The sequence below is a fragment of the Methylovulum psychrotolerans genome (genome assembly GCF_002923755.1).
GTDB classification, from domain to species: domain Bacteria; phylum Pseudomonadota; class Gammaproteobacteria; order Methylococcales; family Methylomonadaceae; genus Methylovulum; species Methylovulum psychrotolerans.
In genome coordinates this window covers 320,526-334,193 of the sequence record NZ_PGFZ01000003.1, presented here as the reverse complement: position 1 = coordinate 334,193, position 13,668 = coordinate 320,526, and the positions used below count along the sequence as shown (strand labels likewise).

Genomic DNA, 13,668 nt, shown 5'->3' with positions numbered 1-13,668 from the left:
CAGATGACGGAAAGGAATTTAGTGACATGAAGCCGGGCATATCCTTTCAGCGCATCCTAATCGCCAAAACCTCGCACCTAGGCGACTTGGTCATCAGCTTACCGATGGCGGCGGCGATCAAACGCCATTACCCCGAAGCGACCGTCATTTTTTTAACCTGCCCCAACACCGCCACTGTCGCCCGGCGGTGCTTGGATGTCGATGAAGTCTATAGCTTGCCCGAAGCCGCCGCCGACTTGCCGCCGCTGCTAAAAAGCCTCAATATCGACGTGTTTATCCAAGCCAACACCTCAAAAAAACGCGGCTTGGCGGCCAAAGCCGCCGCCATCCCCATCCGTATCGGCTCTTTATACCGTTACTACAACTGGTTTTTGTGTACCCATACCGTCGCCATCTCCCGCTGCTTCCGGCACTTGAACAAGCGCCTGCTGGATCTGCAATATTTACGCCCCCTCCATATTATCGCCGATGACCTAAACGCCGTGCCGGATTACTACCGGTTTGCCCCAAAAACTGACCACGCCTTAACCGGACGCTTCGGGCTGAACGTTAACAAACACCGGATTATTTTGCATCCCGCATCAATTACCTCCCAAGCCCACCGATGGCCGTTAGCCAGTTACGCCCAACTGATTGACTCCCTAGACCCGGAACGTTATCAATGGCTGATTACCGGCACGGCGGCGGAGCGGGCGTACTTAACGCCGTTACTTAACAGCCCTGGGCGGCAGGCGGATGTGGTCGATACCGTCGGGCAATTGACCTTAGACGAACTGATGACCTTAATGATGGCCTGCGACGGCCTAGTCGCCGGCAGCACCGGCCCATTGCACCTCGCCGCCGCCTTAGGCCTGCATACCTTAGGCCTGTTCCAATCCAAGCCCAGCATTTACCAACGCTGGGCCCCGGTCGGGCGGGCGGCGGCGATACTCCACAGCACCACGCCCTGCTGCGGCGACAAAAACCAGCAAGCCTGCCCGTGTATTGTCGCCATCAGCCCCGCCAGCGTTAAGGAGCGGGTCTCGGCGTGGTTTGCTGACGATTCCAGCACCCCACCTTGTTCAGACAGCCTAAGCCAGCCCTAAAAAATCCATCGACACCCCGCCGAAAAGGGAGTAAGAATAGGGGCTAACCTTGCGCCTACCCACTTCGGTGCCACCCCATGACTCTGCCCCGCATCCTGTTACTGAGCTTTATCGCCGTCGCCATCACCGTGTTTTTTGCGGTTGGCGGCTTAGATTATCTGACGCTGGACGGCCTTAAAGCCCAGCAAGAGCAATTGTTTGCTTGGCGGGATGGACACTGGGCCATGACGGTGTTGCTGTACAGTCTGCTTTATATCATCGTGACCGCCCTCTCCCTACCCGGTGCGACCGTCATGACCTTGGCCGGGGGGCTCTTGTTTGGCCTGTTGTGGGGGACTATCATCGTCTCGTTTGCCTCCAGCATCGGCGCGACCTTGGCATTTTTGGCGGCGCGGTTTTTATTCCGCGACCCCATCCAACGCCATTTTGGCGACCGCCTGAAAACCATTAACGAGGGCATGGCGCGGGAAGGCGCGTTTTACCTATTCACCTTACGGCTCGTGCCGCTGTTCCCGTTTTTCGTCATTAACCTGGTCATGGGGCTGACCCACATCAGCACCCGCAGCTTTTATACCGTCAGCCAGTTGGGCATGTTGGCGGGCACGATAGTCTATGTCAACGCAGGCACCCAACTCGCCGGACTGGACTCGCTCAGCGGCATCTTATCGCCCGGCCTTATCGGCTCTTTTGTCTTATTGGGCTTGTTCCCGTGGCTGGCCAGAACCGTCCTTAGTACCCTAGAAGCCCGCAAAGCCTACGGCAACTGGCCTAAACCTCAACATTTCGACAATAATCTGCTGGTCATCGGGGCGGGATCGGGGGGCTTGGTCAGCGCCTATATCGCCGCCGCCGTCCGCGCCAAAGTGACGCTGGTCGAACAGCAACACCTGGGCGGCGATTGCCTGTATACGGGTTGCGTACCGTCCAAGGCCTTAATCCGTAGCGCCAAAGCCGTGGCGCAAATTCGCCGCAGCGGCGAACTGGGCATCCACGTCCCGGTTGCCGAAGTCGATTTTGCGGCGGTGATGGCGCGGGTACACGCCACCATCCAAGCCATTGCCCCGCATGATTCGCCCGAACGCTACCAAGACTTAGGGGTCAACGTCATCCACGGCAAGGCAACCTTGCTGTCACCGTGGTCGGTGTCGGTCAGCACCGACAGCGGTAGTCAAGTCATCACCAGCCGCGCCATTATCATCGCCACGGGCGCGAAGCCCTTCGTGCCACCGATTCCGGGCTTGGCGGATATAGGCTATCTGACCTCAGACACGTTATGGGATTTGCAGGAACAACCCAAACGCCTGTTGATCTTAGGCGGCGGTCCGATAGGCTGCGAAATGGCGCAAGCCTTCGCCCGTTTAGGCAGCAGCATCACCCTCGTCGAACGCCTGCCGCGCTTATTGGCGGGCGAAGACAGCGAGGTCTCCGAGCTTATCCACGCCCGGTTCTGGCAAGAAGGCATCACCGTGTTGCTGGAACATGAAGCGACGGCGTTTGTTATCGAAAACGGCGAAAAAATTCTGATTTGTGACCAGCAAGGCCAAAGCCGCCGCCTAGGCTTCGACCAAGTGCTGGTGGCCTTAGGCCGCCGCGCCACGGTCACAGGCTTTGGCGGCGAAACCTTGGGGCTGAAACTGTCCGAAACACACACCCTCGCCACCAACGGCTTCCAAGCCACCAATTACCCTAACATCTTCGCTTGTGGCGATGTCGCCGGCCCCTATCAATTTACCCATGCAGCCGCCCATCAGGCTTGGTATGCCACCGTTAACGCCCTGTTCGGACAGGTCAAAAAATTCCGCACCGATTATACCGCCCTGCCCCATACCACGTTCATCGACCCCGAAGTGGCGCGGGTCGGCCTTAACGAACAAGAGGCGCAAGCCCAAGGCATCGCTTACGAAACCAGCACCTACCCGCTGGCCGAACTGGACAGGGCGATCACCGACGGGGTTGCGCACGGCTTTGTCAAAGTCCTGACCGTACCGGACACCGACAAAATCTTAGGTGTCACCATCGTCGGCGAACAGGCGGGCGAATTGTTAGCGGAATATGTTTTGGCCATGACCCACAAACTGGGCTTAAATAAAATCCTCGGCAGCGTCCACAGCTACCCGACCTTAGCGGAAGCCAACAAATACGCGGCGGGGGTCTGGAAACGCGCCCACGCCCCACAAACCCTATTAACCTTAGTCGCCGCCTATCACCGCTGGCGGCGGCACTAAGGAATGTACATGAAATTAAGTAGGCGTTCCATTGCACCTCTGCGTGTTAAACCCCACCCCAGCCCCTTACAAGTGTAGGTTTTTAAAAAGTGACGGGGCAAAGCGTTGAGAGTAAATTGATGAGTGTCATCAACATCCGTTTACCGAAGGTGCCGCCATGCCCCGCCATCCAGAACTATACCAATGGATCGACACGATTGCCATGCATTTTCCGTCCCTCAGCAAGCCACAGGCATTGGGCTTGGCGTTGTGGAGTTTTGGCATGGCCGTCGCGCGTTCATGCAGCCTGAGCGCCGTGGCCGACGTGTTGTCGCCGCTGCTGTGGCAAAAGTACAACACGCTGCGTGAAAGGTTGCGTGACACCTATCGGGAAGCGGGCGCGAAATCGGGGCGGCGGCGTGCCGACCTTTGCGTCACCGAGTGTTGGGCGCCGTGGCTGGCCTGGGTATTGGACGGCTGGGCAGGCCGCCAGCTCGCCATCGCCATGGATGCGACGAGCCTGGGGGATCGGTTCACCGTGCTGGCCATCAGTGTCGTGTACCGTGGCTGTGCCGTGCCGATCGCCTGGAAGGTGCTGAAAGCCACGGAGAAACACGCCTGGAAACCGGAATGGCTGGCGTTGTTGGGGCGTTTCCGGGGACTGTTGCCGGAGGGCTGGACGGTCATCGTGCTGGCCGACCGGGGCTTATACGCGAAATGGCTGTTCGGGGCCATCGTGGAACTGAAATGGCATCCGTTCCTGCGCGTCAATGTCCAAGGTTCGTTCCGTCCCGAAGGCTGGTGCCGCTGGCATCCCTTTTGCAGTTTGGTGCCTGCGGAAGGCCGCCGTTGGCAGGGGCGCGGCACCGCGTTCAGCGGCAAAAAGACACAGTTGCCCTGCACGTTGTTGGGCTGTTGGGGCGAAGGGCACAACGGCCCGTGGCTGGTGCTGACCGATCTGGCGCCCGAATGCGCCGACGCCTGCTGGTACGGTTTGAGGGCATGGATAGAACAGGGCTTCAAGCACAGCAAGCGGGGCGGTTGGCAATGGCAACATACGCGCATGGATGATCCGGCGCGGGCGGAGCGGCTGTGGATGGCCATTGCCATCGCCACCTGGTGGCTGCTTTCCGTCGGTGGCGAAGCCGAGGCCGGAGCCGACACGCCGTTGGACATCAAGGAACCATCAGTGCCGGGTGCGGCACGGCGACAAGGGAAGCGCTGGCGGATGGTCGGCATTTTCCAACACGGCTGGTCTTTGATTGTCGCCGCCTTGCTGAACCACCAACTCCTGCCCGTCAAACCGGGGCGGCCTGAGGCATGGCCCGGTTTGACGGAAATCAACGGCGTGACTTTGGCTATTTACGCAGAAGGGGGTGGAGGGTAAGAAAACCTACACTTGTAAGCACCCCAGCCCTCCCCTTCGCAGGGGAGGGAGCAAATGCCTTCCCCCGTCGTACAGGCAAAAATCAGGGGAAAAATACCCCTGCCCCTGGCAAGGGGTAGGCTGGGAGAGGGTTGCCGTACTTTCGCCTGTTCAACAGATTTTATTTCATGCACGTTCCTAAGCGCTTATGCTCGATACCCTGCCCTACTTACAAAACAGCGACTTTCCGCCCCTGCGCCGCAACCGTTTGGAGATACTGCAAGTCAACCTCGGCTACCGCTGCAACCTCAGTTGCACACACTGCCACGTCAACGCCGGCCCTAAGCGCACCGAAATGATGGACGAGGACACCATCGCGCAGGTACTGGCCTTGCTTGAGCGCCAGCACCTGCATACCTTGGATCTGACTGGCGGCGCACCCGAATTACACCCGCACTTTAAACGCCTGGTCAGCACCGCCCGCGCCCAAGGCGTAACCGTCATCGACCGCTGCAATCTGGTGGTGTTATTGGAAGAAGGCTACACCGACATGGCGGCATTTTTGGCCGACCAACAAGTGCAAATTGTCGCCTCCCTGCCCTGTTATCTGGAAGATAATGTCGATAAACAACGCGGCAAAGGCACGTTTAACGCCAGCATTAGCGCCCTGCGCCAACTCAATGCCCTAGGCTATGGGCAAACCGACAGCGGCCTCGTGCTAAATCTAGTCTTCAACCCGCAAGGGGCCAGCCTGCCGCCGCCGCAACAAGCCTTGGAACTCGCCTATAAACAGCATTTAGCCGCCCATTACGGCATCGTCTTTAACCGCTTATTCGCCCTCGCCAACCTGCCTATCCAACGTTTCGGCAGCGTCTTGCTCAGCCACGGCCAGTTCGATAGCTACATGGCCTTGCTGAAAGACCACTACAACCCTAAAGCCTTGGCGCAGGTGATGTGCAAAAATACCTTAAGCGTCGATTGGCAGGGTTTTGTTTATGACTGTGATTTTAACCAAATGCTTAAATTGCCCTTAGGCACGGCACAACAGCCCGTGCATATCAGCGCGGTAGCGGATTTATTGGATCAGCCCATCCATACCTTACAGCATTGCTATGGCTGCACGGCGGGGCAAGGGAGCAGTTGCGGGGGGGCGATTGTTTGATGGGAGGGGGTTTCAGAGATAACAATGTTAAAAGATATATGCACACCTGCTTGATACATTGGTGTCAATTGCAATCATTAAACCGACCGCTCCACGCCTTGCAGAGCAATAGCCCGTTCCATCTCTTCAAGCGATACGCTTTTTTCGGAAGTCAAAATACCGCATATATCAGCAAAGCGGTTATGGCTGTCTGCTGGTGTTTTGCTTGACTGCCTGCTTTGTTTTAATGATGCCTGCACTTTTTCCGCTTGTTTGGTTAATAATTCTTGCAAAAACAATTGCTGTGTTTCATCGGATAAGCTTTCATAAAGCACATATAGGCTATGGGCTGCTGTTGCATTTTGTGGTTGCATCATAATCTCCTACGGTATTTGATACATATTAGAGTCCGGCGTTGAGCAAAAGACCGGCTAAAGGTTAGCACACACGGTTAGGCCATCGTGCAATGGCTAAAGACCATTGTACTCCGTTCACGGCGGCCTCTCAGTGGAGTGCAATGGCCTTTAGCTATTGCCGAGGGCTTTAACCTCGCGCCTAACCCAAAATCTCAGGTTGGCCTGTCTCTGTGTCGCTTAATGAGTGGTGGCATCTATATGCCCCATTAATTTTTATCATTAATTAAGTTAATGATGACCTTAACAATCGTTTCTTTTTCGTCGGGTTTGCTTTCGGCTATCAATAAGGTAAACGCCACCAAGGCGTTATCGGCTACCCGCTTCTCCCCTTCGGCGTTATACAAATACGCATGGCGTTCTAAAAACCAAGCAAAAATAGCCGCCGCAATGCGTTTGTTACCGTCACTGAACGAGTGGTTTTTAACAATAAAATACAACAGATTAGCGGCTTTTTCCTCAATACTGGGATACAACTCCGTTGCGCCGAAGGTTTGGTAAATGGTGGCTAAGGAGCTTTTGAAAGAATGGTCTTTTTCATTGCCAAACAAGCCGCTCAGATTTTCTTTTTCACGCCACAGCCAAATTTGCTGTATCGCTTCTTCGTAGCTGATTTTAGGGTGTGCTAAGACCTGTGTGCCTTCAACTTGCAAACGCTGATGGTCGTAGTCGTCCAACACCGTCAGGGCGTGGCTGTATTTTGCCAATATCGCCAAAATGCCTTGGGATTCGCTGCCCGACAAATCCTTGCTGTGAAACAAGCGCGAAGACAAGGCAATCGCCTGTTTTAAATCCGCTAATTTTTCCTGTTGCGCTTTTAATTTTTCTTCATTCAGCGCGTAGCCTTGGATCAGGTATTGTTTGAGAATGTTATTTGCCCAAATGCGGAATTGCGTGCCTTTTTTGGAATTGACGCGGTAGCCGACGGAAATAATGGCATCCAGATTATAAACATTGATAATTCTTTTAACTTTCCGCTTGCCCTCTTGTTGAACTACCGAGGATTTCTCGGTAGTTGCCGATTCCTCTAACTCGCCAGATTGGTAAATATTTTTGAGATGCAAACCAATCGTATCGCTATCTTTATCAAATAAAGTCGCCATTTGCGCTTGCGATAACCAAATAGTTTCTGCACGCAGTTGCACTGCAACCTGTGCTTGGTCTCCGTCCAGTGCATAAATAATAATGGCGTTATCGTTGTTTTCTGTCATTTTATTCTCACTTAGCTGCTGTTTGATGCTAGAGATTGTTGGCGGCAGGATTTTTCGTATTAAGCATTCGTTTCGTAGACATTGCCGTTAAACGCCACGGCAACCCCATCATAAAAATTAGCTTCTAATTGCCGCCGCTGCTCTACAGTATATTCGCCTTTGATGTTGGTTAAACGCTGATTGCGCCACACCAACAGATTTTCAGCGAAGATGCTAAGAAAAAACTCCGTACGCAAAGCAGTTTCTCCAGCTTCAGGAAAACCATAGCTGCGTCCAAACAAGTTTTCTAACGTTTGCGCTTTATCCAAACCTGATTTAAGCCAATCATGGCGGCTACCGACATAGTACCAATCCCCTGCAATCAAGGTTTTAATATCATCGCACCCCAATACCGCTAGCTGTTCGACCATGCCTTGCAGCGCGTCGCTTGCTTTAGGCTGTAAAGTACCCCAATACATTTCAGGGCGTATTTTTACCCATTCAACTGCCGGAACACATTCAATCCCAGTTTTAATCAGTGGGTTTTGCATAATACCTTCTCGTTTAAGGCTTTCGTTACCTCAAACAGAAAAACACTAAATAATGGCAGACCTTTTCTGACCGGATACGCCACGGCATTATCAAGCCAAGTATCATTTCCACCAGACATTAACCATCGGCAATTTGTCGGCACAAGTGCCTTGCAATAATTGTTGGGAATACGGCGGCACATGGGTAATGTCTTGAGTTTCATAAAAACTGAGCTGACGCATCAGTTCGGCAAATGAAGGGGCGCGAAATTGTCCTGCGTGATAGAGTATCGTCGCCTCCATCTCCCCGTCTGCGGTCTTGACTTGCGGATAGAGTAAAATGAGTGCGGAACTGTCATCCTCATATTTGCCAACCACAATCGCATCACGCAGGTAATGGGTTCTGCCCGTGACAGAATCTTGCTCTATGCCATAAACAAAATAGTCTTCATCGGTCGCCTCTATGTCCATGAACTCCATCGCTGCGAGACAGGAGTCGAGTAGTCCCCAGAAGCGATAGTGCCTGAGTTTTCACGAAGCGAAGCGGAAGTGAAAATGCAGGCTATACGAAATCGCGTCGAGTCATTGGAGAGCATGTGAGCCACCCCTTGTTGGGTGGCGAGCGAGTGACCAGGACGGCTGGGGCAGCCGAAGGCATAAGCGGTCGCGTGATTTTTGCTGATTGACCGGCAAGGATGCCGAAGCAATCTTTCGCAAAAATAGCGACTCCCCTTTTCTTTTTGGGCAATTTCTTCATAGATCCCTACCAATTCAGGTTCTAATATACCCGCGCGGCCTACTTGCACCGGGGCATATAGGCCAATGGCCGCAGCCCATCCATAGACTACATTAGGTTCAAACAGTGGGGGCTGGTAAGCCAGCAAAAAATCCTTGTAAGATTTCGGTAAGGTTGTGCCCAGTGACATTTCAAGCTTATCGATAGCTTCGTTAATATCTCCGGTGACTTGTTGTTGCGCAGGTTCCAGGCCATATTTACTTAAAATAGGCAGCTCAGGATAATCCGGGCTTTCCGAAAGCAATACCTGATACCGACGCTGGTAAGCTTTGTACCAGCACGACAGAAACGCCTGCCATTGGTTTGGCCCTGCCGTGTATCCCGAATGCTGATGGGTAATTGTCATATTGTCTGCCTTACGCTTTAGTTCCAATTGATTTTTGCTATTATTTTCTTGGCAACCCCACAGACTGACAAGATAAATAACCATCACCATTTGCCAGTTTTTATTTCCCAGAGACATTAGCCGATTTTGGTAGCTTCCATCACCCTATCGGTAATGGCATTTAAATTTAAAACAGCAGCCTATCTTTAATAATGTCGCATTGCATTTTTATCTCTATATCGTTCTCACCATCAAGCATTCTTGTCTTAATTAAGTAACCGCCATCACCATTTTCTTTAAGATAATTAATAATATCCTGTATTGACAATGGCTTTTTCTGATAAGAATAAATTAAATCTAAGCACCCAGATGCCCCAGTGATGCTGTCAGGAACATAGGCGATAGTTTTTGCCATGAATACTTCGGCAATGCAGTTTAAACATTCCTGCATTGCTTTATTCCATGCGGCATTTTCTGTAAACGCCAGCCATGAGCATGGCATTCTTATAACCGTCAACAAACCGCAAACATCAAAAGCAAATCCAAGCGGGTGTTCAAATAAGGTAATCTTCCTGCCCGGAACAGAAAAATGTTGCTTTGTTAGCTGAGCCTGCTTTTTTTTCTAAGAAAAACAGGATTATTTACCGGAAGCTGAAAGCCATGCAAACCACTTAAAATCTCAAATAATAGGGGCGTTACAGCTTCCAGTTTTTCAGCCACATCTTCATTGTTAACAAAATGGGCTGTACCGCTATCAAGTATCGCTATAGCCATCACAGCCACCAAAGGGAATGATTAATTACTAATTATATCGGATTATGGGGAGCGGATAATCATTTGTCTGCACACTCATAACGGAAATAATCACATCCAGATAGCAATGCTCAACTTCGCGGTTTACCTTACGCTTGCCGCTTGCTGATGCCCATCCATTTAATCAGCATCAACGATGCAAACTTAACGACCACCACAAACAGCCAACAAACAAAGGCAATACCAGCCACACACCCAACGGCGCGGTGCGGATGCGGTAGCCCCGTGCCCTAGCGACCAATACGCCGAGAACAGGCAGCAATACGCCGCATTCGATGAACAGGTTGCGCCATAAATAGGCATTATTAAAACTGAGGCGGCCCGCGCTGGGCAGTAGGCCGATGGGCGAGAGGGCTTCGGGCAGGCTAAACGGCCACCATAAAGGCACAGGATGTACGCCCACCAAGAAATCCAACAGCGGATGCGAGAGTGCCGCTAGAGCCAAAACACTAAACGGTATGCGCCACCGCCACAAGGCTAAATACGCTAGGGTGCTGGTCGCTACGGCAAAGGCGATAGAATGGCTAAAACGCGGGTGGAAGTCGATATGCCACAGCCAAAACGCCAGATAATCCAAATCGGGGCAGATGGCGAGCCAGACCAGCACGGGCAATAAAGCGCGTGGGGCGCGGTGGTGGGCGGGTTGCGCCAGATACACGGCGACCCCACAGGCAAGATGGCCGACCAGTGACGACATACTTAAACCCCTAAGCTTTGCTGGTTGCGGAGCCGTTCCGGTTGCCAATGGGCAATGGCCCAGGCCAAGACTTCCGTAACACTGGCCTGCTGCAAGGCCACGGGCGGCTGTTGCTGTAATAGCGCCAACAGGGTAAACAGCACTGCCGTCGGATGACGGGTGTCAACGGCGGTCGCTAGGGTCTGTTTGCTGAGTTTGTAACCTTGGGCATCGACCAGCACCGGCACATGCAGGTAGCGGGGTATAGGGTAGCCTAAGAGCTGGTGCAGATAGATTTGCTTGGGCGTGGCGCTGAGCAAGTCGCAGCCCCGGACGATTTCGTTGACCTGCTGCAAATAATCATCGACCACCACAGCAAACTGATAGGCGATGATATGGTCTTTACGCCGGACGATAAAATCGCTGTGCGGGCTGAGCAGTTCTTCTGCTATCGGCCCTTGCAGGGCATCGGTAAAGCGGATGGTTTGGTTGGTGGTTGTTACGCGCAGGGCATGGTCGGTGTCCGGGGGGATCTGGCGGTGACGGCAACGCCCCGAATAGGCCTCGCCGCCGAGCATTTTCCGGCTGCAATCGCAACGGTACAGGCAACCGCGCTGCTCCAGCTGCGCTAAAATGGCCTGATACGCGTCTAGCTGTTGGCTTTGGTAAACGACAGAGCCATCCCAATGTAAACCCAGATTATCCAAGGCGTTAAGGATGGCCGCCACGGCATCGGGGCGGTTACGCGGGGTGTCCAGATCGTCAATGCGCAACAGCCAGCGGCCTTGTTGGCTGCGGGCCTGCAAAAAGCTGGCTAAGGCGGTATACAACGAGCCTAAATGTAACGGGCCGGTGGGCGAGGGCGCAAATCGGCCAATGATGGGAGGTTTATCGGCAGACACGGGAAACCGACGGTCTATGTCCGGCTACTGCTCACAGGCTTGCTTGAGCTGCGCCAGCCAGTGCTGCATTCCGTTCGCCAAGGTTTTGTTAAAGGTTTTTTTAAACACAGTGGCCAATAAGCCAGCCATGCTCTCCTCTACGGCCACTTGGGTCTGGTCACCGACGGCCTCAAGATGCCAGTTGTGGATGGCATAAAGTCCCATCGTTTTGCCTGTCCAGCCCAATTGGCTATAAGGCTCGACCGTGTGCAGGGTGGAGCGGATAGTCGCCCCGCCCGTTTGCCAGACAAACGTGCTGCCGGCTTGCAGCGGTCCGTTAAGCCGGGCTTGTTTAATGCCGCTTTGCCAATCCGGCCATTGGTTAATAGCCGTTAACACCGCCCAAACCTGTGCAGGGGTGGCGTTGATGAGCAGGCTTTTACTGCACGTTACCGGCGCATTGCCGTCGATGTTGGTCAGCATGATCAGACACCCTCAAAATACGGCGGGTAAAAGGCTTTAGGACGGCCCGAAGGTTTAGCCCATTTGTTTTTCGCGAATTTCGTCCAAGGTTTTGCAATCGATACACAAGGTTGCCGTAGGCCGTGCTTCGAGGCGGCGGATGCCGATTTCGATACCGCAAGACTCGCAGTAACCATAATCGCCCGATTCGATTTCTTTCAGGGCATCGTCAATTTTCTTGATCAGGCGGCGCTCACGGTCACGGGTACGCAATTCTAAGCTGAATTCGGACTCTTGGGTGGCACGGTCGTTAGGGTCAGGAAAATTGGCGGCATCGTCCTGCATGTGGTTGACCGTGCGGTCGACACCTTGCATCAATTCCGCTTTCCAGTTTTTTAAGATAGCCTCAAAATGTTTTAATTGGGCTTCATTCATGTACTCTTCGCCTTCTGCTGGCACATAAGGCTTAAAGGTAAAAGGCGACGCAACCACGTTAGAACCAGTAGCCATCCATAAACTCCTACAAAATTAAATAAAACCGCGCATTTTTAGCAGAATAGCAGGCCGTTAGCAAGGATTATTGGTATCATCGGCATTTTTTCACCTTTCCTGAGACGATGAGCAAAGAAACCGCAACGAGGATGCTAGACATTTCAGCCTTTTATGTGATGGCGATACTAAAACGGGCGCAACAATTGCAGGCCGAAGGCAGGGATGTCATCCACATGGAAATCGGCGAACCGGACTTCCCGACCCCGCCCGGCATCGTCGCCGCAGGCATCGCCTTACTGCAAACCGGCGAGGTAAAATATACCCCGGCGGCGGGCTTACCCGCGTTGCGCCAGCACATCGCCGATTTTTATCGGCAGCAGCACGGCGTAACGGTCGCCCCGGAGCGTATCTTTATTACCCCTGGCGCGTCAGGGGCGTTTTTGCTGGCCTTAGGGATTAGTTTGAACCCAGGCGAGGAACTGCTGATGGCTGATCCCTGTTATCCCTGTAACAGCAATTTTGCCGCCTTGTTCGGCGCTATCCCACGCACCTTGCCCGTCGGTGCCGACAGTGCCTACCAATTGAGTGCCGCGCAAATCCAAGCGCAATGGCGGCCTAACAGCAAGGGCGTGTTGATTGCCTCACCGTCCAACCCGACCGGGACATTAATTGCCCCCGACGCGCTGCAAGCGGCCATTGCCACCGTCAACAGCTTGGGCGGCTGTTTTTATTCCGATGAAATATACCACGGCTTGACCTACGGACAGCCCGCCACCACCGCCCTGCACTATAGCGACGAAGTGTTTGTCATTAACAGCTTCTCCAAATACTTCGGCATGACCGGCTGGCGTATCGGTTGGCTGGTGGTGCCGGAGGATTTTGTTGCCGCCGCCGAAAAATTGGCACAAAATATTTTCATCGCCACCTCCACACATTCGCAATATGCCTCGCTGGCGGCGTTTAGCCCCGACACCCGCGCCGAATTGGAACGCCGCCGCGCCGAACTGGCGGTGCGCCGGGATTTTTTGTACACGCATTTACTGGATTTAGGCTTTCGCATTCCGGTCAAACCGGAAGGCGCGTTTTATATTTACGCCGACGCTTCACGCTTTACCGATGACAGCTTCCAATTCGCTTTGGACTTGCTGGAGCAAGAAGCGGTGGCAATCACCCCCGGCAAAGATTTCGGCACCCACAACGCCCGGCAACATTTACGTTTTGCCTATACCACAACTACCGATAAAATGGCTGTCGCTATGCAGCGTCTGCAACACTTCATTACCAAAGGATAACC

Annotated in this window: 16 protein-coding genes; 5 read left to right on the top strand and 11 right to left on the bottom strand. The window is 53.3% G+C overall.

The window, feature by feature from the left end:
- Window positions 1–26 precede the first annotated feature (26 nt).
- The 4 genes from AADEFJLK_RS09525 to arsS all read left to right on the top strand — a co-directional run bounded on the left by AADEFJLK_RS09525 (window position 27) and on the right by arsS (window position 5,817).
- Window positions 27–1,085 (top strand): glycosyltransferase family 9 protein, encoded by a 1,059-nt coding sequence (locus AADEFJLK_RS09525; RefSeq protein WP_103974075.1) that lies wholly within the window; start codon window positions 27–29, stop codon window positions 1,083–1,085.
- Window positions 1,086–1,162: 77 nt separating this feature from the next.
- Window positions 1,163–3,310, top strand: a complete 2,148-nt coding sequence (locus AADEFJLK_RS09520; RefSeq protein ID WP_103974074.1) for a dihydrolipoyl dehydrogenase family protein — start codon at window positions 1,163–1,165, stop codon at window positions 3,308–3,310.
- Between the two features lie 157 nt (window positions 3,311–3,467).
- Entirely contained in the window at window positions 3,468–4,676 is a 1,209-nt protein-coding gene (locus AADEFJLK_RS09515; protein ID WP_103974073.1) for a transposase, read from the top strand.
- Window positions 4,677–4,863: 187 nt separating this feature from the next.
- The gene (gene arsS, locus AADEFJLK_RS09510; RefSeq protein WP_103974072.1) at window positions 4,864–5,817 is read left to right on the top strand and encodes an arsenosugar biosynthesis radical SAM (seleno)protein ArsS; all 954 of its coding nucleotides are present in this window, start codon (window positions 4,864–4,866) and stop codon (window positions 5,815–5,817) included.
- A 77-nt stretch (window positions 5,818–5,894) separates the two neighbouring features.
- On the opposite strand, the gene AADEFJLK_RS09505 is transcribed toward arsS, so the two are convergent.
- From AADEFJLK_RS09505 to dksA, 11 genes are all read right to left on the bottom strand, one after another.
- Window positions 5,895–6,170 (bottom strand): hypothetical protein, encoded by a 276-nt coding sequence (locus tag AADEFJLK_RS09505; protein ID WP_146054551.1) that lies wholly within the window; start codon window positions 6,168–6,170, stop codon window positions 5,895–5,897.
- Between the two features lie 248 nt (window positions 6,171–6,418).
- Window positions 6,419–7,420 carry a virulence RhuM family protein/type II toxin-antitoxin system death-on-curing family toxin gene (locus AADEFJLK_RS09500; protein WP_103974070.1) on the bottom strand — a complete coding sequence of 334 codons (1,002 nt, stop codon included), beginning with the start codon at window positions 7,418–7,420 and terminating at the stop codon, window positions 6,419–6,421.
- A gap of 59 nt (window positions 7,421–7,479) precedes the next feature.
- A complete protein-coding gene (locus AADEFJLK_RS09495; protein WP_103974069.1) occupies window positions 7,480–7,950 on the bottom strand; it encodes a hypothetical protein in 471 nt (156 codons plus the stop codon).
- 102 nt (window positions 7,951–8,052) lie between these two features.
- Entirely contained in the window at window positions 8,053–8,400 is a 348-nt protein-coding gene (locus AADEFJLK_RS09490; protein ID WP_170065071.1) for a uroporphyrinogen-III synthase, read from the bottom strand.
- Complete coding sequence (locus tag AADEFJLK_RS09485) at window positions 8,391–9,188, bottom strand: SMI1/KNR4 family protein (protein ID WP_103974067.1); 798 nt, start codon at window positions 9,186–9,188, stop codon at window positions 8,391–8,393. Before AADEFJLK_RS09485 ends, AADEFJLK_RS09490 begins: the two co-directional genes overlap by 10 nt.
- 49 nt (window positions 9,189–9,237) lie before the next feature.
- A complete protein-coding gene (locus AADEFJLK_RS09480) occupies window positions 9,238–9,552 on the bottom strand; it encodes a hypothetical protein (protein WP_103974066.1) in 315 nt (104 codons plus the stop codon).
- 98 nt (window positions 9,553–9,650) lie between these two features.
- Complete coding sequence (locus AADEFJLK_RS24455; RefSeq protein WP_170065069.1) at window positions 9,651–9,824, bottom strand: hypothetical protein; 174 nt, start codon at window positions 9,822–9,824, stop codon at window positions 9,651–9,653.
- Between the two features lie 169 nt (window positions 9,825–9,993).
- Entirely contained in the window at window positions 9,994–10,560 is a 567-nt protein-coding gene (locus AADEFJLK_RS09475) for a metal-dependent hydrolase (protein ID WP_103974065.1), read from the bottom strand.
- Between the two features lie 2 nt (window positions 10,561–10,562).
- Window positions 10,563–11,441: a tRNA glutamyl-Q(34) synthetase GluQRS gene (gene gluQRS, locus AADEFJLK_RS09470; protein ID WP_103974064.1), complete on the bottom strand. Its 879-nt coding sequence runs from the start codon at window positions 11,439–11,441 to the stop codon at window positions 10,563–10,565.
- A gap of 24 nt (window positions 11,442–11,465) precedes the next feature.
- Window positions 11,466–11,903, bottom strand: coding sequence for an SRPBCC family protein (locus AADEFJLK_RS09465; RefSeq protein WP_103974063.1), 438 nt, complete (start codon window positions 11,901–11,903; stop codon window positions 11,466–11,468).
- Window positions 11,904–11,957: 54 nt separating this feature from the next.
- Entirely contained in the window at window positions 11,958–12,392 is a 435-nt protein-coding gene (gene dksA / locus AADEFJLK_RS09460; RefSeq protein WP_088620298.1) for an RNA polymerase-binding protein DksA, read from the bottom strand.
- A 107-nt stretch (window positions 12,393–12,499) separates the two neighbouring features.
- Between dksA and AADEFJLK_RS09455 the strand changes: the two genes are divergently transcribed.
- Window positions 12,500–13,666, top strand: a complete 1,167-nt coding sequence (locus AADEFJLK_RS09455) for a pyridoxal phosphate-dependent aminotransferase (RefSeq protein ID WP_103974062.1) — start codon at window positions 12,500–12,502, stop codon at window positions 13,664–13,666.
- Window positions 13,667–13,668 lie beyond the last annotated feature (2 nt).